Here is a 25,495-nt window from a genome sequence, read left to right on the forward strand (position 1 = left end):
AAAGACAAGCTAGAGTACAGATTGTGCTTGATTTCTCTTTTTCCACCGTTTTTTGAACAAGATATCAAAAAGAACCAGAGCCAGTGAGAGGATGACGGACACAAGAAGGTACTTTATCCATAGAGGAGCATTCGAGATAAATGGTGTATCTCTTAAGAGACCGTAATTTCCACCCGTCACCTGATTAACCCCAACTAGAAAGAGATTGAGAATAAAGGTATAGGCTACAATCATATATTTCTTGAGCAGACTCTTGTCATAGTGATTCATCAAGTAAATCAAGGAATTCACTAGAAGGGCATAGTGCCCAATCAAAAATGAAAAACTGGTAATATGGGGGAAATCATAGGGGTCAAAAACCGGGTAAACCAAAGCAAATACCGCTCCACTTGCTCCTAAGAGAGCAAAATATTGCTTGCTCCGCCATTTATCGGGCAAGAGAATCACCGCAAACATAGCCAAACGGCAATGATAAAATGGAAGGCTATTAGAAAATGGAATCCCAAAGACAACATACCAGCTATATAGGGCTAGTAACTGGAGGATCTGAATCCCCTTAAACAAGCGGACAAATTTCGGATTATTGTGATAAGCAAGTGCTCCATAAATACAAAGCACTAATAGGATCATCATAATCCCATACCAAAAGAGCGAAATGGGAGGAGGAACCGTTTGAGATCTGGTGATAAATTGATGGAACATATTTCTATCCTAACTCTTATTTTTTCTATTCTCTAGTTTAACCATTATAGCGAATTAAAAGCGATTTTTCAATTTCTATTTCTTTTCAGTTTGGCTCCCTTATTTATAGGAAAATATGGTAAAATAGAACAGACTAAAAATCATCATTTCACGAAAGGATGCAAGATGAAAATTACGCAAGAAGAGGTAACACACGTTGCCAATCTTTCAAAATTAAAATTCTCTGAAGAAGAAACTGCTGCCTTTGCGACAACCTTGTCTAAGATTGTAGATATGGTTGAATTGCTAGGCGAAGTCGACACAACTGGTGTCGCACCTACTACGACCATGGCAGACCGCAAGACCGTACTCCGCCCTGATGTGGCCGAAGAGGGAACGGACCGTGACCGCCTGTTTAAAAACGTACCTGAAAAAGAAAACTACTATATCAAGGTACCAGCTATCCTAGACGATGGAGGAGATGCCTAATGACTTTTAATAACAAAACGATTGAAGACTTGCACAACCTCCTTGTCTCTAAGGAGATTTCAGCAACTGAATTGACCCAAGCAACGCTTGAAGATATCAAGTCTCGCGAGACAGCTATCAACGCTTTTGTCACCATCGCTGAAGAGCAAGCCCTTGCTCAAGCTAAAGCCATTGATGAAGCTGGAATTGACGCGGATAATGTCCTTTCAGGAATTCCACTGGCTGTTAAGGATAATATTTCTACTGACGGCATCCTCACAACTGCTGCCTCAAAAATGCTCTACAACTACGAGCCAATCTTTGATGCGACAGCCGTTGCCAATGCCAAAGCTAAGGGTATGATCGTTGTCGGAAAAACCAACATGGACGAGTTTGCCATGGGTGGATCAGGTGAGACTTCCCACTACGGTGCCACTAAAAATGCTTGGGACCACAGCAAGGTTCCTGGTGGTTCATCAAGCGGTTCTGCCGCAGCTGTAGCTTCTGGGCAAGTCCGCTTGTCACTTGGTTCTGATACTGGTGGTTCCATCCGCCAACCTGCTGCCTTCAACGGGATCGTTGGTCTCAAGCCAACCTACGGAACGGTTTCTCGTTTCGGTCTCATTGCCTTCGGTAGCTCATTAGACCAGATTGGACCTTTTGCGCCAACTGTTAAAGAAAATGCCCTCTTGCTTAATGCGATTGCCAGCGAAGATGCCAAAGACTCTACTTCTGCACCTGTTCGTGTAGCAGACTTTACTTCAAAAATCGGTCAAGACATCAAGGGCATGAAAATTGCTTTGCCTAAGGAATACCTTGGTGAAGGGATTGACCCAGAGGTTAAGGAAACAATCTTGAACGCGGCCAAACACTTTGAAAAACTTGGTGCCATCGTCGAAGAAGTTAGCCTTCCTCATTCTAAATACGGTGTTGCCGTTTACTATATCATCGCTTCATCTGAAGCTTCCTCAAACTTGCAACGCTTTGACGGTATCCGTTACGGCTACCGCGCAGAGGATGCGACGAATCTTGATGAAATCTATGTAAACAGCCGTAGCCAAGGTTTCGGTGAAGAAGTAAAACGCCGTATCATGCTAGGTACTTTCAGCCTTTCATCAGGTTACTATGATGCCTACTATAAGAAAGCTGGTCAGGTCCGTACCCTCATCATCCAAGATTTCGAAAAAGTCTTTGCGGATTACGACTTGATTTTGGGACCAACTGCTCCAAGCGTTGCCTATGATTTGGACTCACTCAACCACGACCCAGTTGCCATGTACTTGGCTGACCTTTTGACCATCCCAGTCAACTTAGCAGGTCTCCCAGGAATTTCAATTCCTGCTGGATTCTCTCAAGGTCTACCAGTCGGTCTCCAATTGATCGGTCCTAAGTACTCTGAGGAAACCATTTACCAAGCTGCTGCTGCCTTTGAAGCAACAACAGACTACCACAAACAACAACCCGTGATTTTTGGAGGTGACAACTAATGAACTTTGAAACAGTCATTGGACTTGAAGTCCACGTAGAGCTCAACACCAATTCAAAAATCTTCTCGCCTACATCTGCCCACTTTGGAAATGACCAAAATGCCAACACTAACGTGATTGACTGGTCTTTCCCAGGAGTTCTGCCAGTTCTCAATAAAGGGGTTGTCGATGCCGGTATCAAGGCTGCGCTTGCCCTCAACATGGACATCCACAAGCACATGCACTTTGACCGCAAGAACTACTTCTACCCTGATAATCCAAAAGCCTACCAAATTTCTCAGTTTGATGAGCCAATCGGTTATAACGGCTGGATTGAAGTCGAGCTAGAAGACGGTACAACCAAGAAAATCGGTATCGAACGCGCTCACCTAGAGGAAGACGCTGGTAAAAACACCCACGGTACAGATGGCTACTCTTATGTTGACCTCAACCGCCAAGGGGTGCCATTGATTGAGATTGTATCTGAAGCGGACATGCGTTCCCCAGAAGAAGCCTATGCTTATCTAACAGCCCTAAAGGAAGTTATCCAGTATGCTGGTATTTCTGACGTTAAGATGGAAGAAGGTTCTATGCGTGTGGATGCCAACATCTCCCTTCGTCCTTATGGACAAGAAAAATTCGGTACCAAGACGGAGTTGAAAAACCTCAACTCCTTCTCAAATGTTCGCAAAGGTCTCGAATACGAAGTCCAACGCCAAGCTGAAATCCTTCGTTCAGGTGGTCAAATTCTCCAAGAAACACGCCGTTACGATGAAGCTAACAAGGCAACCATCCTCATGCGTGTCAAAGAAGGTGCTGCAGATTACCGCTACTTCCCAGAACCAGACCTACCACTTTTTGAAATCTCAGATGAGTGGATTGAGGAAATGCGTACTGAATTGCCAGAATTTCCAAAAGAACGCCGTGCGCGCTACATATCTGACCTTGGTTTGTCAGACTATGACGCTAGCCAGTTGACGGCAAACAAAGTCACTTCTGACTTCTTTGAGAAAGCTGTTGCCCTCGGTGGCGATGCCAAACAAGTCTCTAACTGGCTCCAAGGTGAAGTTGCTCAGTTCTTGAACGCTGAAGGCAAGACACTTGAACAAATCGAATTAACACCAGAAAACTTGGTAGAAATGATTGCCATCATCGAAGACGGTACTATCTCTTCCAAGATTGCCAAGAAAGTCTTTGTCCACCTAGCTAAAAACGGCGGTGGAGCGCGTGAATACGTGGAAAAAGCAGGTATGGTGCAAATCTCAGATCCTGATGTTTTGATTCCAATCATCCACCAAGTCTTTGCGGATAACGAAGCTGCCGTTGCCGACTTCAAATCAGGCAAACGCAACGCTGACAAGGCCTTCACAGGATTCCTTATGAAGGCAACTAAAGGCCAAGCCAACCCACAAGTTGCCCTTAAACTGCTTGCACAAGAGTTGGCGAAGTTGAAAGAAAGTGAGTAATTCGCTACTAGTCACCCAGTAGTCTACTCAGCAAGAGAGAAACTACCTTTTCAATCATATAGTTAGGAGACGCATGAAAAAGTTTTACGCTCTTTTAATGACCTGTTTATTACTTGTTTTTCTATCCGTGCCTCAAATCGTTGATGCGGGTGTCGGACATTCCAGAAGTGGAGGGAGTAGTCGCAGTAGCTCCAGAAGTAGCAGCCGCTCAAGTGGAGGTGGAAGTCGTTCTGGCGGATCATCCTACCACTACTACCGTTCTGGATATGGATCATCCTCTGACAGTTCTGCTAGCTCACCCTATCTAGGATTTATGTTCATATTAGTCGGAGGAATCATACTAGTTGTTATCGTCAAATCATTACAGAATAAGTCTGGAGATTCGAGTTCAACCTACACTAATAATGATTATCAAACGCTCCATCGTCGAGTTGAACACAACACACTGGCCATTAGTCGTGTTAAAAATGGGGATCCAAACTTCGACGCTGAGGCCTTCACATCTTGGGTTAAGGAAGTCTACCTTAAATTGCAGGTTGCCTGGACTGAGAAAAATTGGAACTCTGTCCGTGCTTTAGAAAGTACCAGCCTCTACTCTCAACACAGTACCCAACTCGAAGACCATATTCGAGCTAAAACAACTAATGTTTTAGAGAAAGTTTGTATCGAAAATGTTCGCATCAAGGAATTCATTGAAAATCCTGACGGAAACGATACCTTAGTGGTGATCCTGTCATCTACCTTGCGGGACTATGTCATTGACGATGAGACTCGCCGTGTCATTGAAGGAGACCCTAAAAAAGATCTCTTCACCGTGTATCAATTGAACTTTATCCGTCAACACGGTAGCCAAACGCAAGCAGTCAATCCAGACCAAGTTGTGAGCGACCACTGTCCAAACTGTGGCGCCCCATTGAAAATCTCTGCAGTTAGCGAGTGCGACTACTGTGGTGCTAATCTTTCTCGCAGTCCAAACCAATGGGTACTCGATACCTATGATGTTGTGGATGAAGACGAATTATATAATTAGGAGGAATTATGGGATTTATACGTGCAGCCTTATCAGCAGGCTTAAATAGTTTTAATGATAGTAAATTCAAGGAAGCCATTGTCCTTCCAGATAATGTCTCTGGCGACGCCTTGGCCGTCAAGGGTCAATTACTCACTAAAGACCCAGATGGACGTTCTCGTCACAGCAATCAAAACACAGGCCTCTTGTCAGATGGCAGTGTGGTTATCGTTCCTCAAGGTTATACCGCTGTTTTGGTAAACAACGGTACCTTCCTTGGTGAGGTCCTCGAAGCTGGTAGCCACGAATGGCAAGCTGGTGATAATGCCTGGCTCCTTGAAAAAGGTGGTTTAAAGGGCACTTGGGAAAACTTTAAAAACCGTTTCTCTTTTGGTGGACAAGTCATCACCCAACAAGAAATTATCTTTATCCGCATGCAACCCATCGCGGGCAATAAGTTCGGCACACAAAATGCGGTAGAATATTTCAGTGAACGATACCAACAACTGCTCAACATCCGTTTCTATGGCTTGTTTGATGTAAAAATAGCAGATCCAGTCCTCTTCTACGTGAGTTCTGTTAGCCGTCAAATTACTGACGGACAGCCATTTACTCTCCAAGATGTAGCTCAAGGAACGCTCCGTCAAAATATCGCACCGAAAATCGCGATTGCCATTGCCAAATACACCAACGAAAACAAGGTTGATATCTATAGCCTCAATGCCAATCAAGACACCTTTAACGAACTCGCTAAACAAGAGGTCAACAAGGTTTGGACAGGTCTCTACGGGATTGAAGCAACTAACATCTTGCTTGAAGACCTCAGCTACGACCAAGAAAGTCTTGATATCGTTCGCAAGCTTGATAGTGAGCTCGTGGCAATGAAGTACAACACGATTGAAATCGAAGAACGCCGTGCTCGTAACGAAGCGCTTATTGCTGCAGCTGCCAACGAAGGGAATGGCAATGGGATGAACATGTTTATGGGCATGAATCTTGGCCAAACTCTCGGTGGTCAACTAAGCCAACAAGTTCAAAATCAAGCACCGGCTCAAAACACTGGGCAAACTGCCAGCAAGAATTTTTACATCGAAGTCGATGGAAAATACGTTCTCGTTACTAAAGACGAAGATGGAAATATCGTACCAGTCAACTAATTAAGCTCCTTCTGACATTTGAGTAATGTTGTCTTTTATGGTACAATAAAGAGTAAATTATTTATTAAAGAGGTAAAAACATGATTGAAGCAAGTAAATTAAAGGCTGGTATGACCTTTGAAACAGCTGACGGAAAATTGATCCGCGTTTTGGAAGCTAGCCACCACAAACCAGGTAAAGGAAACACAATCATGCGTATGAAATTACGTGATGTCCGTACTGGTTCTACATTTGACACAAGCTACCGTCCAGAGGAAAAATTTGAACAAGCTATCATCGAGACTGTCCCAGCTCAATACTTGTACAAAATGGATGACACAGCCTACTTCATGAATACAGAAACTTACGACCAATACGAAATCCCTGTAGTCAACGTTGAAAACGAATTGCTTTACATCCTTGAAAACTCAGATGTGAAGATCCAATTCTACGGAACTGAAGTGATTGGTGTCACCGTTCCTACTACTGTTGAATTGACAGTTGCAGAAACTCAACCATCTATCAAAGGTGCTACTGTTACAGGTTCTGGTAAACCAGCAACGATGGAAACTGGACTTGTCGTAAACGTTCCAGACTTCATCGAAGCAGGACAAAAACTCGTTATCAACACTGCAGAAGGAACTTACGTTTCTCGTGCCTAATCTCTAGAAAGAGGTCATTCTATGGGAATTGAAGAACAACTTGGCGAAATCGTTATCGCCCCACGTGTACTTGAAAAAATCATTGCTATTGCTACTGCAAAAGTAGAGGGTGTTCACTCTTTTTCAAACAAATCAGTATCTGATACCCTTTCAAAACTTTCACTCGGCCGTGGCGTTTATCTAAAAAACGTGGACGAAGAACTCACAGCTGATATCTACCTCTACCTAGAGTACGGAGTAAAAGTTCCTAAGGTAGCGGTTGCTATCCAAAAAGCTGTCAAAGATGCCGTCCGCAATATGGCTGATGTAGAACTCGCTGCTATCAATATTCACGTTGCAGGTATCGTTCCAGATAAAACACCAAAACCAGAATTGAAAGATCTATTTGACGAGGACTTCCTCAATGACTAGTCCACTATTAGAATCTAGACGCCAACTCCGTAAATGCGCATTTCAAGCTCTCATGAGCCTTGAGTTCGGTACGGATGTCGAAACTGCTTGTCGTTTCGCCTATACTCATGATCGTGAAGATACGGATGTGCAACTTCCAGCCTTTTTGACAGAGCTAGTTTCTGGTGTTCAGGCTAAAAAGGAAGAACTAGACAAGCAAATCACACAGCATTTAAAAGCAGGTTGGACCATCGAGCGTTTAACACTCGTGGAGAGAAACCTCCTTCGCTTGGGAGTCTTTGAAATCACTTCATTTGACACCCCTCAGTTGGTTGCTGTCAATGAAGCTATTGAGCTTGCAAAGGACTTCTCAGATCAAAAATCTGCCCGTTTTATCAACGGACTGCTCAGCCAGTTTGTAACAGAAGAACAGTAAATAGAAAAAAGTGTTTGATAATTGTCAAACACTTTTTTCTTTGTCTCCACTATCTAAAAAAGTGGTAATAGACATAATTATAAACAAAAATCCAGATGGGTTTTGCATAAATAAGAAAGTTGAAAAAACTATGGCACAGGATGGTAATTTTTAAGTTCCTTGTCCAACGGTAGACAAGGGCATAGAAGAGACCGCCTAAACTATAAATAATCAAACTGATAGGATCTCGGTGAGTTAGGATCAAATGACTAAGTCCAAATATAAGAGCAGATAGGATAACATCCAGATAGTACTTGGACTGGGGGAAAAAGGTATTCATAAAGTACCCTCTATGAATCAGTTCCTCTAATATAGGTGCGACGACTACTGTTAAACTAAAACTGAGAACAGTTGATAGAAAAGTTGGTTGCCCATTGGAGTATAGAATCGAAAGAAGGTCTTGAAAGATATACTTGTTATCAATTAGGTGATGAAACTGTAACTGAAAAGCATCCACCAATTGACGATCAAAATAAGTAGCCACTAGAGCAACTACAAGGTAAAAGAATCTTGACTTCTTTGAACCCTTTTTTTCAAAAATATAGAGCATATCTTTCTTTTTGAGCCAGTAGATAAATAATAGCAAAAGAGCTATTACTTCAACTGTTAAAAAGATAGAATAGCCATCTATCCCCCATCCTAAAAACTTAGTTAGATGCATAATCCCTAACTCTGGTAGGTAAATCGATAGAAATACCAGTGATGTATAGACTCCCAAATGCCCTAGTTTTTTCATACTTACCCCTTTAATTTATCAATAGCTAATACCATAAGCACGTCTAGTCGCATGATTCAGTATTGTACTCCATTCTGTCGCCAAACTATATGCATATGGCGAAGGCCAATGTCTATCATAAACTAACCAAATCATGCCACCACCTGAAACTTGCTCTAAGTCCTCAGATAAAAGAACTGTAAATGTTTTTGTACCTGTCCTATCAAGTAGCTCCTTAAAATAAATTTTTGTCAGTTTACATCTACAGTATACATCTTTTTGTCTATTTTATAGCCTATCTCCTCAACTGTCAATTTTTCACCCTAAATGGTAGCTTTACTCATTGAGAAATAAGAAATTGATAAAAGAGATTTCTCTATCTTCCCATTAAATTAGAAAAAGTGTTTGACAATTATCAAACACTTTTTCTTTACTTCCTACTATCTAAAAATCAAATAATAAATATAAAATAAGATTGACGGAGCATAGGGAATTGCATTATAGAAACTATGACAAAAAATGGTAAACCGAAGACTACCCGTAACTCGATAAGCGACTGCAAATAGAAGACCAAGAATACTATACATTAGGAGACTGATGGGGTCACGATGAGATAGAACTAAGTGACTAAGCCCGAAGATGAAAGAAGACAAAATCACATCCAAATAAAACTCCGACTTCGGAAAGAAGGTATTCATAAAATAACCTCTATAGATTGTCTCCTCAACAACAGGTACAATCGAAATGTTAAAGATTAAAAATATAAGACTTGATAGAGTCGTTTCTCTTCCGTTTGAGTAAAGTTCTGAAAGAAGGTCTTGGAAAATAAAGCTATTGTCAATCAATCGAATATTCTGCATTCTAAATCCATTTAGAAAAGAATAGATAAGAAAGCAAGCCACTAAGAAAGCGAGATAAGACCAGCGCCAACCCTTTTTCTCGAAGATAAAGAGCATCTTCTTCTTTTTCAACCACAAAACGAATAAAAAGAAAATAAGCAACACTTCTCCAACTAGGAAGATTATATAGCTGTCCATTCCTAAACCAAAGGTCCTAGCTAGAGTTATAGCCCCTAATGGCGTTAAATAAATGTACAGGAACATTAAAATCATACAGATTCCTAAATGTATTGTCTTTTTCATTCTTTCTCTCCTAATGGTAAACTCTCTATTAGGGCAATATAGAGGATATACCATTGATTATTTTCTTATTTATCTAGAGTATTCATATTTATCCATGCTCTATTATCAAAATAGCTAGAACAAATTGTTCTAGCTTTTAAATTTTCTTAGTATTTTCTAAAGCGTTGGTAACGTTCTTCGATAAGTTGGTCGAGTGGTAGTTCTTGCAACCTATCTAGTTCTGCACGCAATTCATTTTTAACGCAACTTAGCAGTTCTTTACTTGACAGCCCTGCTTCTGAGATTACCTTGTCTACGATTCCCATTTCTAGGAGTTCATGTGAAGTGATTTTCATCAACTCCGCCGCTTCCATAGCACGACTTCCATCCTTCCAAAGGATAGAGGCAAATCCTTCCGGGCTAAGTACGGCGTAGATTGAGTTTTCTAACATCCAGACACGGTTAGCTGCGGCTAGAGCTAGGGCCCCACCAGATCCACCTTCACCGATAATAATCGCGATGATTGGAACCTTGAGATCACTCATTTCCATCAGGTTTCGGGCGATTGCTTCACCTTGTCCACGTTCCTCGGCTCCAACACCTGGGTAAGCACCCGCCGTATTGATAAAGGTCACAACTGGACGACCAAACTTTTCTGCCTGTTTCATCAGGCGCAAGGCCTTACGATAGCCTTCTGGATGAGGTTGCCCAAAATTTCGTTTGAGATTATCATGAAGACTCTTTCCCTTTTGGATACCAACGACAGTCACTGCTTGATCACCTAACCAGCCAATTCCACCGATAACCGCACCATCATCGCGGAAAGAGCGATCTCCATGCAATTCGATAAACTCGTCAAAGATTCCATTGGCAAAATCAAGTGCAGTCAAGCGACTCTGCTCGCGTGCCTCTCTGACTATTTTTGCAATATTCATCCGCGACTTCCTCCATGCAATCTCACTAATTTAGCAATTGTTTCAGGCAATTCTCTCCGTTTGACAATTGCATCAACAAATCCATGTTCAAGCAGAAATTCTGCCTTTTGGAAGTCATCCGGCAAGGTCTCACGAACTGTATTTTCGATAACACGACGTCCAGCAAAACCAACCAAACTCTGTGGCTCCGCTAGGATAATATCACCTTCCATAGCAAAAGAAGCGGTCACCCCACCTGTTGTCGGATCGGTTAAAATAGTTAGGTAAAAAAGTCCTGCCTTGGAATGGCGTTGAACTGCCGCAGAAATCTTAGCCATCTGCATCAAGCTCATGATTCCTTCTTGCATACGGGCTCCACCAGAAGCTGTGAAGAGAACGACTGGCAAGTTTTCTACCGTTGCATACTCAAACAAGCGCGTGATTTTTTCACCCACAACGGTTCCCATAGAAGCCATGATAAAGTTTGAATCCATGATCCCAAGGGCAACTTTTTGTCCCTTGATGCTAGCTGTACCAGTTAGTACGGCTTCATCCAAACCTGTCTTTTCACGCATTGTTGCAAGTTTTTTCTGATAGCCAGGAAAGTTTAATGGATCTTGAGTTTCAATACCTGTAAACATCTCCACAAAGCTACCAGAATCAACTGTTAGAGCCAGGCGCTCTTGGGCTGAAATACGGAAAGTATAGCTACAATGGGGACAAATGCGCTCACTCCCAAGGTCCTTTTGATAAATGGTGTGTTTACATCCAGGACACTTTGAGAAGAGTTCATCAGGCACCTCCGGCTTGGCTTGTGGTGCCTGCCTTACGGATCGATTAGGATTGATCCGAATATACTTATCCTTTTTACTAAATAGAGCCATAAATCCCCCTTTTAGTTCTCATACTGTTTGAAAGTCTATTCTTTTTCTTGGTATTGTGGCAAGAAAGTTTCCATCAAGAAGGAAGTATCGTAGTCACCAGCGATAACTCGGCGGTCTGAAATCAGATCCAACTGGAAGTCTGCATTGGTTTGCACTCCTTCAATATCAAGTTCATAAAGTGCCCGTTGCATCTTCATAAGAGCATCAAAACGATTCTCCCCATGAACAATGATTTTAGCAATCATACTATCATAGTAAGGGGGAATGGTATAACCTGGATAAACTGCTGAGTCCACGCGCAAGCCAACTCCACCACTTGGTAGATAGAGATTGGTAATTTTCCCTGGGCTTGGAGCAAAGTTAAATGCTGGATTTTCTGCATTGATCCGGCACTCGATAGCGTGACCTCGTAGGACAATATCTTCTTGTTTGAAAGGTAAAGGTTGACCGGCCGCAATGCGAATCTGTTCCTTCACGATATCAACACCTGAAACAAACTCTGTGACTGGGTGCTCCACTTGCACACGAGTATTCATTTCCATGAAGTAGAAATTGCCACTGGCTTCATCGAGAAGAAATTCAATCGTCCCTGCATTTTCATAGCCTACAGACTCTGCTGCACGAACGGCTGCAGCACCAATTTCATGACGAAGAGTTTTGCCAATCGCAATGGATGGACTTTCTTCTAAGACCTTTTGGTTATTCCGTTGAAGTGAACAGTCCCGTTCACCAAGATGGACAACATGACCCTCTTGGTCCGCAAGAATCTGAACTTCGATATGGCGAGCTGGATAAATCACACGCTCAAGATACATTGCGCCATTTCCAAAATTGGCCTTAGCTTCACTGGATGCTGTTTCAAAGGCTGCGACCAAGTCTTCTGCCTTTTCAACCTTACGAATCCCTTTTCCACCACCACCTGCTGATGCCTTAAGCATGACTGGATAGCCAATTTTTTCTGCAACTGCAAGCGCCTCTTCAGCCGTGTGAACTTCACCATCAGATCCTGGGATAACTGGAACCCCAGCCTTGATCATTTGCTCACGCGCATTGATCTTATCTCCCATGGTATCCATCACAGCACCAGAAGGGCCGATGAACTTAATTCCCACTTCATCACACATCGTGGCAAACTTGGAGTTTTCGCTAAGAAATCCAAAACCTGGATGGATGGCTTCTGCTTCTGTCAAGACTGCAGCAGACAAAATCGCATTGATATTGAGATAAGACTCTGTCGCCTTACCAGGTCCGATACAGATAGCTTCATCCGCTAGGAGTGTGTGAAGGGCTTCCTTATCAGCAGTTGAATAAACTGCCACGGTCGCAATGCCCAATTCACGCGCAGCTCGAATAATGCGAACCGCAATCTCACCACGGTTGGCAATCAAAATTTTACGAAACATGGAGAACCTCCTTAGTTTCCAATTGCAAAGGTAAGAGTACCACTCGCTGCAAGCTTACCATCTACTTCAGCCTTTGCTTCAACCACAGCAATCGTACCACGACGTTTAACAAAAGTAGCCGTCATGACTAATTGGTCACCTGGTACAACTTGCTTCTTGAACTTAACCTTGTCCATGCCAGCGTAGAAGACCAGTTTCCCTTTATTTTCAGGTTTGGACAATTCCAAGACACCAGCAGTCTGAGCCAAGGCCTCCATGATAAGAACACCTGGCATGACTGGGTATTGAGGAAAATGACCATTGAAGAAAGGTTCGTTGATGGTCACATTTTTAATGGCAACAATGGTATCTTCGCTCACTTCCAAGACACGATCCACTAGGAGCATGGGGTAGCGATGGGGTAGAGCTTCTTTGATTCCTTGAATATCGATCATTTGATACGTACCAATCCTTTACCGAACTCAACCATTTCTTCATTTGAAACGAGAATTTCTGTCACCACACCATCTTTAGGTGCAGGGATTTCATTCATGACTTTCATGGCTTCGATGATCACCAAAGTCTGACCTTTTTTAACACTGTCTCCGACTGTGACAAAGGCAGGTTTATCTGGTCCAGCAGCCAAGTAAGCCACCCCTACAAGTGGACTTTCAACGACATCACCCGCTGGAGCAACCGTCGTTTCAGCTGGTGCTGGAGCTTCTTCCACTGCACTCTCAACTGGAGTTGAAGGGGCCGAAACTACTGGACTTGCAGCTACTGCAGCTGGCGCTGGAACAACTTGAGCTGGTACTTCAGAAGCCATTCTTGCTTCATTCTTACTGAACTGCAATTCGTCCGTTCCATTTTTATAAGAAAATTCTCTCAAACTTGATTGGTCAAATTGAGCCATCAAGTCCTTGATCTCATTTAAATTCATAATTATTTATTCTCCCAACGTTTGAAAGCAAGAACCGCATTGTGTCCACCAAAACCAAAAGTGTTTGAAATAGCATAAGGGATTTCTTGCTCCAATCCTTGTCCATAAACGACATTCGCTTCGATATAGTCTGACAACTCACTTGTTCCAGCTGTCATTGGTACATAGTTATGACGCATAGCTTCGATGGTAGCGATGGCTTCCACTGCCCCTGCAGCACCAAGCAAGTGTCCTGTAAAGGACTTGGTTGAAGATACAGGTACTTCTTTACCAAGGACAGCTACGATCGCACCACTTTCTCCTTTTTCATTAGCAGGAGTTGAAGTTCCGTGGGCGTTGACGTAAGCCACTTGCTCTGGAGAAATTTCTGCTTCTTCCAAAGCCAACTTCATAGCCTTAATCGCACCTTGACCCTCTGGATGAGGTGAAGTCATATGGTAAGCATCACAGGTATTACCGTAGCCAACTACTTCAGCCAAGATAGTTGCACCACGTTTTTCAGCATGTTCAAGGCTTTCAAGAACCAACATTCCTGAACCTTCTCCCATCACAAATCCGTTACGATCTTTGTCAAATGGGATAGAAGCACGAGCTGGATCTTCTGTAGTTGATAGGGCTGTCAAAGCTTGGAATCCAGCAATGGCAAAAGGAGTGATTGATGATTCTGATCCACCAACTAGCATGACATCTTGGAAACCAAACTTGATTGAACGGAAGGCATCCCCAATGGCATCGTTTGATGAGGCACAGGCTGTATTGATTGATTTACAGATACCGTTTGCTCCGAAACGCATAGCAACATTTCCTGAAGCCATATTTGGCAAGGCTTTTGGAAGTGTCATTGGTTTAACGCGTTTTGGACCTTTGTCATGAAGACGGATAACTTGATCTTCGATTTCTTTAATTCCCCCAATACCAGAAGCCACGATGACACCAAAGCGATCTTTATCAATTGCTTCTACATCAAGATTTGCATTTGTCACCGCTTCTTGAGCCGCATACAAGGCATACAAAGAATAGTTGTCAAAACGGTTGGTATCTTTTTTAACAAAGTATTTATCAAATGGGAAATCTTGAACTTCTGCCGCATTGTGCACAGCAAATTCACTGTGGTCAAACTTAGTGATTTCTCCAATTCCAATCTTCCCAGTTTGCAAACTGTTCCAAAATTCTTCTGGAGTATTTCCGATAGGAGAGGTCAATCCGTAACCTGTTACTACAACTCGATTTAGTTTCATCTGTCTTACCTATATCTTTCCTTATTTTTTTACATGCTAAGTCCGCCATCAACAGCGAGAACTTGTCCCGTCAAATAATCCTGTCCGGCCAGGAACACTGTAGCATCTGCGATATGTTCTGCTTGACCAAACTGTTTCATTGGGATTTGTGCCAATGTCGCTTCCTTGACCTTATCAGACAAAACAGCTGTCATATCTGACTCGATCATTCCTGGTGCAAGAGCATTTACGCGCACATTACGATTGGCAACTTCACGTGCTACTGACTTGGTAAACCCAATCAAACCCGCTTTAGAAGCCGCATAGTTGGCTTGTCCGATATTTCCCATCAAACCGACCACACTGGACATATTGATAATCGCACCTTCACGTGACTTGATCATCTGTTTCAAGACTGCTTGAGTCATGTTAAAGGCACCTGTCAAGTTGATCTTAATCACTTTTTCAAAGTCTTCCTCGGTCATCTTAAGCATGAGAGTATCCTGAGTAATCCCAGCATTGTTGACCAAGACATCGACAGAACCGAGTTCTGCAATTGCTTGATCTACCATACGCTTGGCATCTGCAAAGTCTGAAACATCACCTGAGATCGGTACTACTTTGACACCGTAGTTTGAAAACTCAGCCAGCAATTCTTCTGAGATTGCTCCACGACCATTCAAAACTACATTAGCGCCTAGTTGAGCAAATTTGTGAGCAATGGCAAGTCCGATACCACGACTTGAACCTGTTACAAAGACATTTTTGTTTGTAAGTTGCATTCTATTTCTCCTATTTCCTGTTGTATTTTGTGGGAGAAGGGACCATTAGTTTCCTAACAAAGCATCCAAGCTTGCTTGGTCTTCAACGTTAGCTAGCTGAGCTGTTTTATCGATTTTTTTGACAAAGCCTGATAGGACCTTACCCGGACCAATTTCAATAAAGTTGGTTACCCCAGCATCCTGCATCACAGCAATACTTTCATAAAAACGAACAGGTTCTTTGACCTGACGCGTCAAAAGCTCTTGGATTCGACCTTTTTCCATAACAGCAGCTTCCGTATTTCCGACTAGTGGGCAGGTAAAGTCAGAGAAATTCACTCCTTCAAGAGCTCCAGCTAGTTGCTGACTGGCTGGCTCAAGCAGAGCTGTATGGAAAGGACCAGATACATTTAAAGGAATCAGTCGTTTTGCTCCTACTTCCTGCAAGAGTTCAACTGCGCGGTCAACCGCAGCCACCTCACCACCGATAACGATTTGGCTTGGGGTGTTGTAGTTAGCTGGAGTCACTACTCCAACTTTAGAGGCTGTTTCACAAGCTTCCTCAATCACTTCAACTGGAGTATTAAGAACGGCAACCATCTTTCCAGAGCCTGCAGGTGCAGCCTCTTCCATATAAGCACCACGCTTAGCAACCAAGGCAACTGCATCCTCGAAGTCCAAGGCACCACTTGCTACAAGAGCAGAATATTCCCCAAGAGACAATCCTGCTACCATATCTGGCAGATAGCCCTTTTCTTTCAATAGACGGTAGATGGCAACCGAAGTCGCTAAAATAGCAGGTTGCGTATAGCGGGTCTGGTTTAACTTAGTTTCGTCCGTATCGATCAAGTCACGAAGATCATAACCCAGTACTTGACTGGCTTGATCAATGGTTTCCTTGACGATAGGATAGTGGTCATAGAGGTCTCGTCCCATTCCAAGATATTGAGCACCTTGACCGGCAAATAGAAAGGCTGTTTTAGTCATTTCTTACAACTCCTGCCCAACGAGAGGCTTCTTCCTGAATTTTCTTGGCAGCGCCATGATATAGATCTTTTAGGATTTCTTCGACGGTTTCTTCTTTAGAGACCAAACCAGCAATCTGACCCGCCATAACGGATCCACCTTCTACATCTCCATGAACAACGGCTTTAGCAAGAGCACCAGCTCCCATTTGCTCAAAGATTTCTAAATCTGGATTTTCTTGTTTAAAGGCATCCTTTTCAGCCTGTTCAAAGTCACGTGTCAACTGGTTTTTAATGGCGCGAACAGCATGTCCAAAATGTTGAGCTGAAATAGTCGTATCGATATCACGTGCTTTTAAGATTTTTTCCTTGTATTTTGGATGGGCGTTAGATTCCTTGGCTACTACGAAACGCGTACCAACTTGAACAGCCTCTGCACCAAGCATAAAGCCTGCAGCGACACCTTCACCGTCCGCAATTCCTCCAGCTGCGATAACCGGAATTGAAACAGCTGCAGCAACTTGGCGAACCAAGGTCATCGTCGTTAATTTACCAATATGTCCACCGGCTTCCATTCCCTCTGCAATAACCGCATCTGCACCAATTTTTTCCATGCGTTTTGCCAAAGCAACACTTGGAACAACAGGAATAACTGTAATTCCTGCATCATGGAAACGAGTCATGTATTTACTTGGATTTCCTGCACCAGTTGTCACCACCTTGACCCCTTCTTCAATCACGAGATCAACGATGTCTTCTACAAAAGGTGACAAGAGCATGATGTTGACACCAAAAGGTTTGTCCGTAAGTGATTTGATTTTATCGATATTAGCCTTCACAACCTCTTTAGGTGCATTCCCACCACCGATGATTCCTAGACCACCAGCTTTTGATACTGCACCAGCCAAGTCACCATCCGCAACCCAGGCCATTCCTCCTTGAAAAATAGGATAATCAATGTTCAATAATTCTGTAATACGTGTTTTCATAGTGCCTCCATCATTCCTTGCTTACGTAATAGTTCGATGAGTTTATCGTTTGAGTTTCAAACTATTACCTAAACAAGAGGGAGTGGGTTTCCCCTACTCCTTCTAGTAATATGTTAATTATTTTGTTTGCTCTTCAACGTAGGCAACCAAGTCACCAACTGTTTTCAAGTTATCTTCTGCTTCGATTTGGATATCGAAAGCATCTTCGATTTCAGAGATTACTTGGAACAAGTCCAATGAATCTGCATCCAAATCATCAAAAGTAGATTCAAGTGTTACTTCTGATGCGTCTTTCCCAAGTTCTTCAACGATAATTTCTTGTACTTTTTCAAATACTGCCATGATAGGACTCCTTTAAAATATAAAAATTTTATAACTATGTGTTTACCACATGATTACCTAGATTGTAAGAACGAGTGTGCCCCATGTCAAACCTCCACCGAAGCCCGATAGGAGAATCGTCTGGCTACCATCTAAACGAATCATGCCATTCTCCACACACTCTGAGAGCAAAATCGGGATACTTGCTGCACTGGTATTTCCATACTCCATCATATTGGCAGGAAGCTTGTCTCGGTCTACGCCGATCTTCTTAGCCATCTTATCCAAAATGCGGATATTTGCCTGATGAAGCAATAGATAATCCAATTCCGATGCTGCGATTGGACCATTTTCAATGGTTTCTTTGATCGATCTAGCAACATCACGATTTGCAAAATCAAAAACTGCTCGTCCATCCATCTTCAAAAAAGCAGGAACTGCTTCTTGATCCGAGAAAGGAGAAGCCAAAGCCGTTTGACCATAGGTCAAACACTCGCTCCGAGAGCCATCTGTATAGAGACTTTCCACAAGGAAGTGCCGTGTTTCGCTCGCTTCCAAGAGAACCCCACCAGCTCCATCTCCAAAGAGAACAGCTGTCGAACGATCTGACCAATCAACTGCCTTGGATAAGGTTTCAGCCCCGATAACAATCCCTTTTTTGAACTGTCCAGAACTTAAAAACTTTTCTGCAGTTGAGAGAGCGAATACAAAGCCACTGCAAGCTGCTGTCAGATCAAAGGCGAAAGCTCTGTGCGCTCCGATATTTGCCTGAACTCGAGCTGCTGTGGAAGGCATCATCGAGTCTGGGGTAATCGTCGCTACAATGATAAAATCAATCTGATCCGCTGTTAAGCTCCCTTTAGCCAGCAAGCTCTTAGCAACTTCTGTCGCCAAGTCACTTGTAGACTCTGTTTTTGAAATATGTCTCTGTTTAATTCCTGTCCGACTTGAAATCCACTCATCGCTTGTGTCCATGATTTGGGCTAAGTCATGATTAGTGACCACTTGCTCTGGAACATAATGAGCAACCTGGCTTATCTTTGCAAAAGCCATTATTTCAAATCCTCCAAAAATTGATAAAGTTTCGTTAAGCCTCTGCCCATGACTTCTTTTTCCTCAGGGCTCATGCCATCGATGATTTTTTCGACCATAGCCTTGTGGAATCGTTTATGAAGGCGGTGAACCAAACGACCTTTCTTTGTCAAATGCAGATAGACCACTCGACGGTCTTGGTCAGAACGAATACGCTCAATATAACCTTTTCTCTCCAGGTTATTCAAACTCGTCGTCACTGTTCCAAGAGTTACCATCAGTTCTTTGGAAACCTTACTTGGCGTTGCCTCCGGGAACTTCCCAATCACATCGATCGTGTGCATTTCTTTGATGGAGATGTCTTTGAATCGACTACCTCGTAAGCTAACCTCCTCAATCACAAGGACGTTATTAAAAATAGATGTTAGATAATCATTTACTTGTTGGTAGTCCAAATCGTTTCCCTCCCCCTCAAAAAACTTTTACAATCAAAACATTTGATAAAAGAAGTATAACAAACTTCAAAAAATTGTGCAAGTATTTTTTCACATTCCTGTAAATTTTGGTCTTCTTCTTTCAGAATGCGCTCGAACCCCTTCTTTGAAATCTTCAGTTAGAGATAACGATTCTTGTAGTTTCAATTCTAATTCGGCATAATTCTGCCAATCCTTGAATTGACTTTCCCAAACTAACTTTTTAATCGCTGCGTATGAGTTTGCTGAACCTCTTCTTAATTTTTTCAGAACTTGTTCTCTTGTTTTTTCTAATTTGTCAACTTCACAAACACGGTATACCACGCCCCATTCTAGCGCTTTTTCAGCAGTCAAAGCTTCACCTGTCATGGCAAGTTGTGCAGCCCGTGTTACCCCGATACTACGACTCAAGAGATGAATCCCACCAGCGTCTGGCGCCAATCCAACTCCGACAAAGGCTTGAATGAATTTTGCCTTGTCAGTCGCTAAACAGAAATCAACTGCTACTGCCATATTTGCTGCAGCACCAGCAACCGCTCCATCTACCTCCATCAAAACAGGTTTAGGAATTTGCTTGATTTTAAAAGAAATTGTATTGACTAATTCTGCAATCTTATTCAAAGAAGGGATATCATCTTCGTCTACTGCGCGTTTCATCTCAACCAAGTCTCCTCCAACTGAAAAGACCTTCCCATTCGCATTAATCAAGATGAACTGCACAGCTTGATCCTGCTCCGCTAGAGTCAAAGCTTCTAAAATTTCCTCACACATTGGGATATGGAAACCATTTGCCACTTCGGGACGATTCAAAGTAATGATAGCCAGATCATCTACGATCTGATATAAGATATGATTCATAGCTTCTCCTTTTATTTTGTAAGGCAATAAAATTGTTTTATCATCAAAGTATACCTTTTTTTGGATAAAGAGGCAAGGAAAAACTAAAGGAAAGTGTCTCAGCTGATTATTTACCCATCATTTATGAGTGTGAGTAAAATTTGACACTCTTACTTTTAAATCGTTATCGCTTTTCAAAATAAGTTAGTGTTTTCTTCTATTATAATAGGAAGTTATTTTCTTCATTGAAAAATGCCCCTCTTTCTGCTATAATCGTATAAAATACTTACTTGAGGAGTCCTTATGAAGGTTGTAAAATTTGGCGGAAGCTCGCTTGCCTCTGCTGGTCAGTTAGAAAAAGTTTTAAATATCGTTAAAAGTGATAAAGAGCGCCGTTTTGTAGTCGTTTCTGCACCCGGAAAACGCAATGCTGAAGATACCAAGGTAACCGATGCCTTGATCAAATACTATCGTGACTATGTGGCTGGAAATGACATCAGTGCTAGCCAAAGCTGGATCATTGACCGTTATGCCGCTATGGTTAGTGAACTTGGGTTAAAACCTGCTGTTTTAGAAAAAATCTCTAAAAGTATTCGGGCCTTGGCAACTCTTCCTATAGAGGACAATGAATTTCTCTATGATACCTTCCTAGCGGCTGGAGAAAATAACAATGCCAAATTGATTGCAGCCTACTTTAACCAAAACGGCATTGATGCACGCTATGTTCACCCAAGAGAAGCTGGAATTGTTGTCACAAGTGAACCAGGAAACGCACGCATCATTCCATCTAGTTATGACAAGATTGAAGGCTTGGCTGATAGCAACGAAGTCCTTGTCATCCCTGGTTTCTTTGGTGTGACTAAGGAAAATCAAATCTGTACTTTTTCACGTGGAGGTTCAGATATCACAGGTTCTATCATTGCAGCAGGTGTTAAGGCTGATCTCTATGAGAACTTTACAGACGTAGATGGTATCTTTGCTGCCCATCCTGGTATTATCCACCAACCACACTCCATTCCTGAATTAACCTACCGTGAAATGCGTGAGTTGGCTTACGCTGGATTTTCAGTCCTTCATGACGAAGCCCTTCTTCCTGCCTACCGAGGAAAAATTCCTCTTGTCATCAAGAATACCAACAACCCTGACCACCCAGGAACACGCATTGTTTTAGAACACAGTAGTGATAAATTCCCAGTAGTAGGGATTGCAGGTGACTCAGGATTCGTCAGCATCAACATGTCTAAATACCTCATGAACCGCGAAGTCGGGTTTGGTCGCAAGGTTCTGCAAATCCTTGAGGACCTCAATATCGGTTGGGAACACATGCCTACAGGTATCGACGATCTTTCAATCATCCTCCGCTCCCGTGAATTGACTCCTATCAAAGAAGAAGAAATTCTACGTCAACTCGTTCAAAAAGCTGAAGTTGACCATGCTGAAATCGAACATGACCTTTCCATCATTATGATTGTCGGAGAAAAGATGAAGAGTCATATCGGGGTAACTGCTACTGCAACACGGGCTTTGTCTGAGAATAAAATCAACATCCAGATGATGTCCCAAGGTTCAAGTGAAGTTTCCATCATGTTTGTTGTCAATAAAGAGCAAGAAAAAGCAGCTATCAAGGCTCTCTATCATGCCTTTTTCGGTGAAAGTAAGGAAGACTAATCATGGCCCAATCACTCAATCAAGTCATTGACCTCCAAACCACTGGGACATCTTACCTCTCTATCTCTGGAAAGGTTGGAAAATTTCTAGTCGGGGATCAAGCCTTAGAGTTTTATCCTGATGTCAATGTCGAACAATATATCCAAATCCCCTGGTCCAGCATTCAGCAAATCGGAGCCAACGTAAGTGGTCGCAAGATCAGCCGCCACTTTGAAGTCTTCACTGATCAAGGAAAATTCCTCTTTGCTTCCAAAGACTCTGGTGCTATCCTCAAAATCGCTCGGGAAAAATTAGGAAACGACAAGGTCGTGAAACTTCCGACTCTACTCCAGACCATTGGTCAAAAATTCAAAAATCTATTTGCAAAAAAGTAGAAACTTTAGTATAATCATAGCAACGGATAAGTAGGTTATCCTCTTCTTTCAGAAAGTCTGCGGGTGCTGCGAGCAGATAGGAGGGATAGGTGAAATTCTACCGTTGTTCACAATTACATATACAATCAAGTGCACACCTGTGAAGTTGGATGGAACCGTGGCTCTGCCACTCCAACACTTTGTCAGGTGTGCTTTTTTCATAAAGGAGTTCTTATGTTAGATATTAAACGTATTCGCACAGACTTTGATGCTGTCGCTGAAAAATTAGCTACACGTGGTGTAGATGCTGCTATCTTAAATGAGATGAAAGAAATCGATGCTAAACGTCGTGACATCTTGCTCAAGGTTGAAACGCTCAAAGCAGAACGTAACACAGTTTCTGCTGAGATTGCCCAAGCCAAGCGCAACAAGGAAAATGCCGATGACAAGATTGCTGCGATGCAAACCCTATCTGCTGAAGTCAAAGCCTTGGATGCTGAATTGGCGGACATCGATGCTAAATTAACAGAATTTACCACTACTCTTCCAAACATCCCTGCTGACAGCGTTCCTGTTGGGGCTGACGAAGATGACAATGTGGAAGTCCGCCGTTGGGGGACTCCACGCGAGTTTGACTTCGAGCCAAAAGCTCACTGGGATCTTGGTGAAGACTTGGGTATCCTTGACTGGGAACGCGGTGGTAAGGTAACAGGAGCTCGCTTCCTCTTCTATAAAGGACTCGGTGCTCGTTTGGAACGTGCTATCTACAACTTCATGTTGGATGAGCATGGTAAAGAGGGCTATACGGAAGTTATCACGCCTTACATGGTTAACCATGACTCAATGTTTGGTACTGGTCAATATCCAAAATTCAAGGAAGATACTTTTGAATTGAAAGACACTAATTATGTCCTCATTCCTACAGCTGAAGTTCCTCTAACAAACTACTACCGTGATGAAATTCTTGACGGTAAAGACCTACCAATCTACTTTACCGCTATGAGTCCATCTTTCCGTTCTGAGGCTGGTTCAGCTGGTCGTGATACACGTGGCTTGATTCGTCTGCACCAATTCCACAAGGTTGAAATGGTCAAATTTGCCAAACCAGAAGAATCTTACGAAGAATTGGAAAAGATGACAGCCAACGCTGAAAATATTCTTCAAAAACTCAACCTTCCATACCGTGTCGTTGCCCTCTCTACTGGGGACATGGGCTTCTCAGCTGCTAAGACTTACGACTTGGAAGTTTGGATTCCAGCACAAAATACCTACCGTGAAATCTCAAGCTGTTCAAATACAGAAGATTTCCAAGCCCGTCGTGCCCAAATCCGTTACCGTGATGAAGCCGATGGCAAGGTGAAACTCCTTCATACCTTGAACGGTTCTGGACTTGCAGTTGGACGTACGGTTGCTGCTATTCTTGAAAACTACCAAAATGAAGATGGTTCTGTAACCATTCCAGAAGCTCTTCGTCCATACATGGGTGGCGCTGAAGTTATCAAACCATAAAAATAAGGCCTAGCTATTTCTAGCTAGACCTTTTTTCGTAACCAAATCAGATAACCAACCAAGACAAAGAATAAAATAGTGAGGCAAATAACGGTTTCAGCCAATACCAGATAATCCAGAAATGGAAGTTTCAAGATCCCCTGAGCCATCTTGAGCGAAGTAGCTGTGATAATGGTTGGGAAGGTGAGGGCTGAGAAGGCTGGTTGAAAGCCTTGTTTTAAAATATTGGGCAGGCGAGTCAACACAAAGAAAAAGAAGGACTGAGATGCCAAAATCATGACAATCAAGAGCCAAGTCGGTAGGCCTGCTCCTCCAACTCGAACTAGAGAAGCTAAGAGTAGGGAAAAGGGAGCACAGTAGATTCCTTCCTGTCCAAGCAAGGCTAGTGGAAGTGGATATTTCTTTAAATCGCTATAAATAAGGGGATAGAGGTAGAAGGTCAAGACAAAACCAAAACTCAAGGTCGCATAGGCAATTTCAATGATTCCGACAAGAGGATAGGTCAAGGCTGCTACTGCTATCCCCACATAGAGTACCGTCCAGCTTGGAGTCGCATTGACCCTCCTACCTGGACAGGCAAATTTGATTGTAAAAGTAGCAATCAAAGTCAAATCCAAGAGAAAGGAAAACCACCAGATCCCTTGTGCTACTATAGGAAGAGCAGGGAATACGCGAAAGACATAGGTCGATAAAATCATCCCAGCCATGGGAAAGGTGGCCATCCCAGATAAAAGAGGGGGTCTGGTCAATTCTTGCTTGGTTTCTTCCCAATTAAAAAGATGAACAACAAGAAAGAAAATCCACAACACTAGACCAGTCAGACTCAATAAATGCGACAGAACAGGCAAAGTATCTGCAATCAGATTTCCTGCACCTGCTAAACCTAATAAACAGCCAGAGAATACTAAGGGGAGCTTTTTCATCCGAGCCTCCAATAATCATGTTATTATTAGTATAGCATAAAAGCGCTTAAATGAGGACTTAAAAAACGAAGTCTGTTCATTTCAGACTTCATTTTTTGCTCAGATATGAATTATGCATAAGGTTGTAATTCTGGGTTAATAGGCGTATTGGCTAGGTTGTTTGCATAGTTACAAAGGCTAGCAAGACTAACACCCAGAATCACATCCAAGGCATTTTGTTGCGTGTAGCCAGCTTCCAAAAATTCAGCCAAGGCTTCATCTCCTACACGCCCTTTGGTATTGATGACCGCCAAGGTAAACTTAGCTAGGGTGTCCAATTTAGGATCTGTTTCAATCGGAGTGCGGTTGCGGAGAGCTTGGAGAAGATCATCATTCATCTGGATTTGTTTGATTGAAAAGGCTGTGTGACCTGCGACGCAGAAAGCACAACCATTGGTTACGGCAGCTGTGATTTGCACTACTTCGCGTTCCACTGGTGTCAGGCTGTTGCGACGGTTGATGGCTCCGACAGTTCGGTAGGCTTCAAGCGCGGTAGGAGCGTTGGCCAAGAGACCGATTAGGTTGGGAATATAGCCATTGTTATCTTTTTGTACTGTTTCAAGAACTTCTTTTACTTCTGCTGGTGCTGATTCTACTGTGTGGATGGGAAATGTTGTCATAAGAAACCTCTTTTCATTTTATTGTCATTTAGTCTATCATAGAATTTTCCCCTTGGATAATATATATTTTCAATTGCCA

Annotated in this window: 29 protein-coding genes; 11 read left to right on the plus strand and 18 right to left on the minus strand. The window is 42.7% G+C overall.

The genetic code is table 11. The annotated features are described in order from the left end of the window. Positions 1–9: 9 nt before the first annotated feature. Positions 10–702, minus strand: coding sequence for a TIGR02206 family membrane protein (locus NYE79_RS08195; RefSeq protein ID WP_216728538.1), 693 nt, complete (start codon positions 700–702; stop codon positions 10–12). A gap of 165 nt (positions 703–867) precedes the next feature. Here NYE79_RS08195 and gatC point away from each other — a divergent pair, with 165 nt between their 5' ends. From gatC to nusB, 8 genes are all read left to right on the plus strand, one after another. Continuing rightward, on the plus strand, positions 868–1,170 hold the full coding sequence (gatC, locus tag NYE79_RS08200; protein ID WP_000705412.1) for an Asp-tRNA(Asn)/Glu-tRNA(Gln) amidotransferase subunit GatC: 303 nt from the start codon (positions 868–870) through the stop codon (positions 1,168–1,170). Then, on the plus strand, positions 1,170–2,636 hold the full coding sequence (gene gatA / locus NYE79_RS08205) for an Asp-tRNA(Asn)/Glu-tRNA(Gln) amidotransferase subunit GatA (RefSeq protein WP_181187098.1): 1,467 nt from the start codon (positions 1,170–1,172) through the stop codon (positions 2,634–2,636). Before gatC ends, gatA begins: the two co-directional genes overlap by 1 nt. After that, a complete protein-coding gene (gene gatB, locus NYE79_RS08210) occupies positions 2,636–4,081 on the plus strand; it encodes an Asp-tRNA(Asn)/Glu-tRNA(Gln) amidotransferase subunit GatB (RefSeq protein WP_216728540.1) in 1,446 nt (481 codons plus the stop codon). The genes gatA and gatB overlap by 1 nt, the downstream gene beginning before the upstream one ends. A 73-nt stretch (positions 4,082–4,154) precedes the next feature. Next, on the plus strand, positions 4,155–5,111 hold the full coding sequence (locus NYE79_RS08215) for a zinc-ribbon domain-containing transport protein (protein ID WP_216728541.1): 957 nt from the start codon (positions 4,155–4,157) through the stop codon (positions 5,109–5,111). Positions 5,112–5,119: 8 nt separating this feature from the next. Continuing rightward, positions 5,120–6,247, plus strand: coding sequence for an SPFH domain-containing protein (locus tag NYE79_RS08220; RefSeq protein WP_000505819.1), 1,128 nt, complete (start codon positions 5,120–5,122; stop codon positions 6,245–6,247). Positions 6,248–6,327: 80 nt separating this feature from the next. Then, complete coding sequence (gene efp / locus NYE79_RS08225) at positions 6,328–6,888, plus strand: elongation factor P (protein ID WP_000568640.1); 561 nt, start codon at positions 6,328–6,330, stop codon at positions 6,886–6,888. Between the two features lie 21 nt (positions 6,889–6,909). Continuing rightward, positions 6,910–7,299, plus strand: a complete 390-nt coding sequence (locus tag NYE79_RS08230) for an Asp23/Gls24 family envelope stress response protein (RefSeq protein WP_000510584.1) — start codon at positions 6,910–6,912, stop codon at positions 7,297–7,299. Then, the gene (gene nusB, locus NYE79_RS08235; RefSeq protein WP_000203659.1) at positions 7,292–7,714 is read left to right on the plus strand and encodes a transcription antitermination factor NusB; all 423 of its coding nucleotides are present in this window, start codon (positions 7,292–7,294) and stop codon (positions 7,712–7,714) included. Before NYE79_RS08230 ends, nusB begins: the two co-directional genes overlap by 8 nt. Before the next feature lie 49 nt (positions 7,715–7,763). Here the strand turns inward: nusB and NYE79_RS08240 are convergent, their stop codons facing one another. The 15 genes from NYE79_RS08240 to NYE79_RS08310 all read right to left on the minus strand — a co-directional run bounded on the left by NYE79_RS08240 (position 7,764) and on the right by NYE79_RS08310 (position 20,325). After that, positions 7,764–8,489: a type II CAAX endopeptidase family protein gene (locus NYE79_RS08240; protein ID WP_216728542.1), complete on the minus strand. Its 726-nt coding sequence runs from the start codon at positions 8,487–8,489 to the stop codon at positions 7,764–7,766. Between the two features lie 419 nt (positions 8,490–8,908). After that, positions 8,909–9,610, minus strand: a complete 702-nt coding sequence (locus NYE79_RS08245) for a type II CAAX endopeptidase family protein (protein WP_049519393.1) — start codon at positions 9,608–9,610, stop codon at positions 8,909–8,911. A gap of 146 nt (positions 9,611–9,756) precedes the next feature. Continuing rightward, positions 9,757–10,524: an acetyl-CoA carboxylase carboxyl transferase subunit alpha gene (locus NYE79_RS08250; RefSeq protein WP_216728543.1), complete on the minus strand. Its 768-nt coding sequence runs from the start codon at positions 10,522–10,524 to the stop codon at positions 9,757–9,759. Beyond that, a complete protein-coding gene (accD, locus tag NYE79_RS08255) occupies positions 10,521–11,387 on the minus strand; it encodes an acetyl-CoA carboxylase, carboxyltransferase subunit beta (protein WP_216728544.1) in 867 nt (288 codons plus the stop codon). The genes NYE79_RS08250 and accD overlap by 4 nt, the downstream gene beginning before the upstream one ends. A 35-nt stretch (positions 11,388–11,422) precedes the next feature. Further along, the gene (gene accC, locus NYE79_RS08260) at positions 11,423–12,790 is read right to left on the minus strand and encodes an acetyl-CoA carboxylase biotin carboxylase subunit (RefSeq protein ID WP_071851550.1); all 1,368 of its coding nucleotides are present in this window, start codon (positions 12,788–12,790) and stop codon (positions 11,423–11,425) included. A gap of 11 nt (positions 12,791–12,801) precedes the next feature. After that, positions 12,802–13,224, minus strand: a complete 423-nt coding sequence (fabZ, locus tag NYE79_RS08265; RefSeq protein ID WP_000565515.1) for a 3-hydroxyacyl-ACP dehydratase FabZ — start codon at positions 13,222–13,224, stop codon at positions 12,802–12,804. Then, positions 13,221–13,709, minus strand: coding sequence for an acetyl-CoA carboxylase biotin carboxyl carrier protein (gene accB / locus NYE79_RS08270; protein ID WP_001052306.1), 489 nt, complete (start codon positions 13,707–13,709; stop codon positions 13,221–13,223). Before accB ends, fabZ begins: the two co-directional genes overlap by 4 nt. A 2-nt stretch (positions 13,710–13,711) precedes the next feature. Then, the gene (gene fabF, locus NYE79_RS08275) at positions 13,712–14,947 is read right to left on the minus strand and encodes a beta-ketoacyl-ACP synthase II (RefSeq protein ID WP_000774044.1); all 1,236 of its coding nucleotides are present in this window, start codon (positions 14,945–14,947) and stop codon (positions 13,712–13,714) included. A 29-nt stretch (positions 14,948–14,976) separates the two neighbouring features. Beyond that, positions 14,977–15,708 (minus strand): 3-oxoacyl-[acyl-carrier-protein] reductase, encoded by a 732-nt coding sequence (gene fabG / locus NYE79_RS08280; RefSeq protein ID WP_001177608.1) that lies wholly within the window; start codon positions 15,706–15,708, stop codon positions 14,977–14,979. Positions 15,709–15,753: 45 nt separating this feature from the next. After that, positions 15,754–16,674 carry an ACP S-malonyltransferase gene (gene fabD, locus NYE79_RS08285; protein WP_216728545.1) on the minus strand — a complete coding sequence of 307 codons (921 nt, stop codon included), beginning with the start codon at positions 16,672–16,674 and terminating at the stop codon, positions 15,754–15,756. Next, positions 16,667–17,641, minus strand: a complete 975-nt coding sequence (gene fabK, locus NYE79_RS08290) for an enoyl-[acyl-carrier-protein] reductase FabK (RefSeq protein WP_200370398.1) — start codon at positions 17,639–17,641, stop codon at positions 16,667–16,669. Before fabK ends, fabD begins: the two co-directional genes overlap by 8 nt. Positions 17,642–17,758: 117 nt before the next feature. Beyond that, a complete protein-coding gene (locus tag NYE79_RS08295; RefSeq protein ID WP_000257840.1) occupies positions 17,759–17,983 on the minus strand; it encodes an acyl carrier protein in 225 nt (74 codons plus the stop codon). Positions 17,984–18,040: 57 nt separating this feature from the next. Next, positions 18,041–19,015 carry a beta-ketoacyl-ACP synthase III gene (locus NYE79_RS08300; protein ID WP_000852971.1) on the minus strand — a complete coding sequence of 325 codons (975 nt, stop codon included), beginning with the start codon at positions 19,013–19,015 and terminating at the stop codon, positions 18,041–18,043. Then, on the minus strand, positions 19,015–19,449 hold the full coding sequence (locus NYE79_RS08305) for a MarR family transcriptional regulator (protein WP_000386334.1): 435 nt from the start codon (positions 19,447–19,449) through the stop codon (positions 19,015–19,017). Before NYE79_RS08305 ends, NYE79_RS08300 begins: the two co-directional genes overlap by 1 nt. A gap of 90 nt (positions 19,450–19,539) precedes the next feature. Beyond that, positions 19,540–20,325 (minus strand): enoyl-CoA hydratase, encoded by a 786-nt coding sequence (locus NYE79_RS08310; RefSeq protein ID WP_001015588.1) that lies wholly within the window; start codon positions 20,323–20,325, stop codon positions 19,540–19,542. Positions 20,326–20,607: 282 nt separating this feature from the next. On the opposite strand from NYE79_RS08310, the gene NYE79_RS08315 reads away from it, so the two are divergent. From NYE79_RS08315 to serS, 3 genes are all read left to right on the plus strand, one after another. After that, the gene (locus NYE79_RS08315) at positions 20,608–21,972 is read left to right on the plus strand and encodes an aspartate kinase (protein ID WP_000869634.1); all 1,365 of its coding nucleotides are present in this window, start codon (positions 20,608–20,610) and stop codon (positions 21,970–21,972) included. Between the two features lie 2 nt (positions 21,973–21,974). After that, entirely contained in the window at positions 21,975–22,346 is a 372-nt protein-coding gene (locus tag NYE79_RS08320) for a DUF956 family protein (RefSeq protein ID WP_125840350.1), read from the plus strand. Between the two features lie 213 nt (positions 22,347–22,559). Further along, positions 22,560–23,834: a serine--tRNA ligase gene (gene serS, locus NYE79_RS08325; RefSeq protein WP_339293679.1), complete on the plus strand. Its 1,275-nt coding sequence runs from the start codon at positions 22,560–22,562 to the stop codon at positions 23,832–23,834. A gap of 23 nt (positions 23,835–23,857) precedes the next feature. On the opposite strand, the gene NYE79_RS08330 is transcribed toward serS, so the two are convergent. Further along, positions 23,858–24,757, minus strand: coding sequence for a TDT family transporter (locus tag NYE79_RS08330; RefSeq protein ID WP_216728547.1), 900 nt, complete (start codon positions 24,755–24,757; stop codon positions 23,858–23,860). A 110-nt stretch (positions 24,758–24,867) separates the two neighbouring features. Beyond that, positions 24,868–25,416, minus strand: coding sequence for a carboxymuconolactone decarboxylase family protein (locus NYE79_RS08335; RefSeq protein WP_251463966.1), 549 nt, complete (start codon positions 25,414–25,416; stop codon positions 24,868–24,870). Between the last annotated feature and the right edge of the window lie 79 nt (positions 25,417–25,495).

The sequence above is a fragment of the Streptococcus sp. FSL W8-0197 genome, assembly GCF_037963785.1.
In the GTDB taxonomy this organism is placed as follows: Bacteria; Bacillota; Bacilli; order Lactobacillales; family Streptococcaceae; genus Streptococcus; species Streptococcus oralis_CQ.

Excerpts from the sequence above, each read along its gene's own strand:
- fabK (WP_200370398.1), bottom strand. The coding sequence starts at position 17,641 with ATGAAAACACGTATTACAGAATTATTGAACATTGATTATCCTATTTTT.
- accC (WP_071851550.1), bottom strand. The coding sequence starts at position 12,790 with ATGTTTCGTAAAATTTTGATTGCCAACCGTGGTGAGATTGCGGTTCGC.
- NYE79_RS08320 (WP_125840350.1), top strand. The coding sequence starts at position 21,975 with ATGGCCCAATCACTCAATCAAGTCATTGACCTCCAAACCACTGGGACA.
- NYE79_RS08310 (WP_001015588.1), bottom strand. The coding sequence starts at position 20,325 with ATGAATCATATCTTATATCAGATCGTAGATGATCTGGCTATCATTACT.
- NYE79_RS08295 (WP_000257840.1), bottom strand. The coding sequence starts at position 17,983 with ATGGCAGTATTTGAAAAAGTACAAGAAATTATCGTTGAAGAACTTGGG.
- NYE79_RS08215 (WP_216728541.1), top strand. The coding sequence starts at position 4,155 with ATGAAAAAGTTTTACGCTCTTTTAATGACCTGTTTATTACTTGTTTTT.
- NYE79_RS08335 (WP_251463966.1), bottom strand. The coding sequence starts at position 25,416 with ATGACAACATTTCCCATCCACACAGTAGAATCAGCACCAGCAGAAGTA.
- NYE79_RS08315 (WP_000869634.1), top strand. The coding sequence starts at position 20,608 with ATGAAGGTTGTAAAATTTGGCGGAAGCTCGCTTGCCTCTGCTGGTCAG.
- fabZ (WP_000565515.1), bottom strand. The coding sequence starts at position 13,224 with ATGATCGATATTCAAGGAATCAAAGAAGCTCTACCCCATCGCTACCCC.
- NYE79_RS08330 (WP_216728547.1), bottom strand. The coding sequence starts at position 24,757 with ATGAAAAAGCTCCCCTTAGTATTCTCTGGCTGTTTATTAGGTTTAGCA.
- fabF (WP_000774044.1), bottom strand. The coding sequence starts at position 14,947 with ATGAAACTAAATCGAGTTGTAGTAACAGGTTACGGATTGACCTCTCCT.
- gatA (WP_181187098.1), top strand. The coding sequence starts at position 1,170 with ATGACTTTTAATAACAAAACGATTGAAGACTTGCACAACCTCCTTGTC.
- NYE79_RS08230 (WP_000510584.1), top strand. The coding sequence starts at position 6,910 with ATGGGAATTGAAGAACAACTTGGCGAAATCGTTATCGCCCCACGTGTA.
- fabD (WP_216728545.1), bottom strand. The coding sequence starts at position 16,674 with ATGACTAAAACAGCCTTTCTATTTGCCGGTCAAGGTGCTCAATATCTT.
- gatB (WP_216728540.1), top strand. The coding sequence starts at position 2,636 with ATGAACTTTGAAACAGTCATTGGACTTGAAGTCCACGTAGAGCTCAAC.
- NYE79_RS08240 (WP_216728542.1), bottom strand. The coding sequence starts at position 8,489 with ATGAAAAAACTAGGGCATTTGGGAGTCTATACATCACTGGTATTTCTA.
- NYE79_RS08195 (WP_216728538.1), bottom strand. The coding sequence starts at position 702 with ATGTTCCATCAATTTATCACCAGATCTCAAACGGTTCCTCCTCCCATT.
- NYE79_RS08220 (WP_000505819.1), top strand. The coding sequence starts at position 5,120 with ATGGGATTTATACGTGCAGCCTTATCAGCAGGCTTAAATAGTTTTAAT.
- NYE79_RS08250 (WP_216728543.1), bottom strand. The coding sequence starts at position 10,524 with ATGAATATTGCAAAAATAGTCAGAGAGGCACGCGAGCAGAGTCGCTTG.
- nusB (WP_000203659.1), top strand. The coding sequence starts at position 7,292 with ATGACTAGTCCACTATTAGAATCTAGACGCCAACTCCGTAAATGCGCA.
- accD (WP_216728544.1), bottom strand. The coding sequence starts at position 11,387 with ATGGCTCTATTTAGTAAAAAGGATAAGTATATTCGGATCAATCCTAAT.
- serS (WP_339293679.1), top strand. The coding sequence starts at position 22,560 with ATGTTAGATATTAAACGTATTCGCACAGACTTTGATGCTGTCGCTGAA.
- fabG (WP_001177608.1), bottom strand. The coding sequence starts at position 15,708 with ATGCAACTTACAAACAAAAATGTCTTTGTAACAGGTTCAAGTCGTGGT.
- NYE79_RS08245 (WP_049519393.1), bottom strand. The coding sequence starts at position 9,610 with ATGAAAAAGACAATACATTTAGGAATCTGTATGATTTTAATGTTCCTG.
- NYE79_RS08300 (WP_000852971.1), bottom strand. The coding sequence starts at position 19,015 with ATGGCTTTTGCAAAGATAAGCCAGGTTGCTCATTATGTTCCAGAGCAA.
- gatC (WP_000705412.1), top strand. The coding sequence starts at position 868 with ATGAAAATTACGCAAGAAGAGGTAACACACGTTGCCAATCTTTCAAAA.
- efp (WP_000568640.1), top strand. The coding sequence starts at position 6,328 with ATGATTGAAGCAAGTAAATTAAAGGCTGGTATGACCTTTGAAACAGCT.
- accB (WP_001052306.1), bottom strand. The coding sequence starts at position 13,709 with ATGAATTTAAATGAGATCAAGGACTTGATGGCTCAATTTGACCAATCA.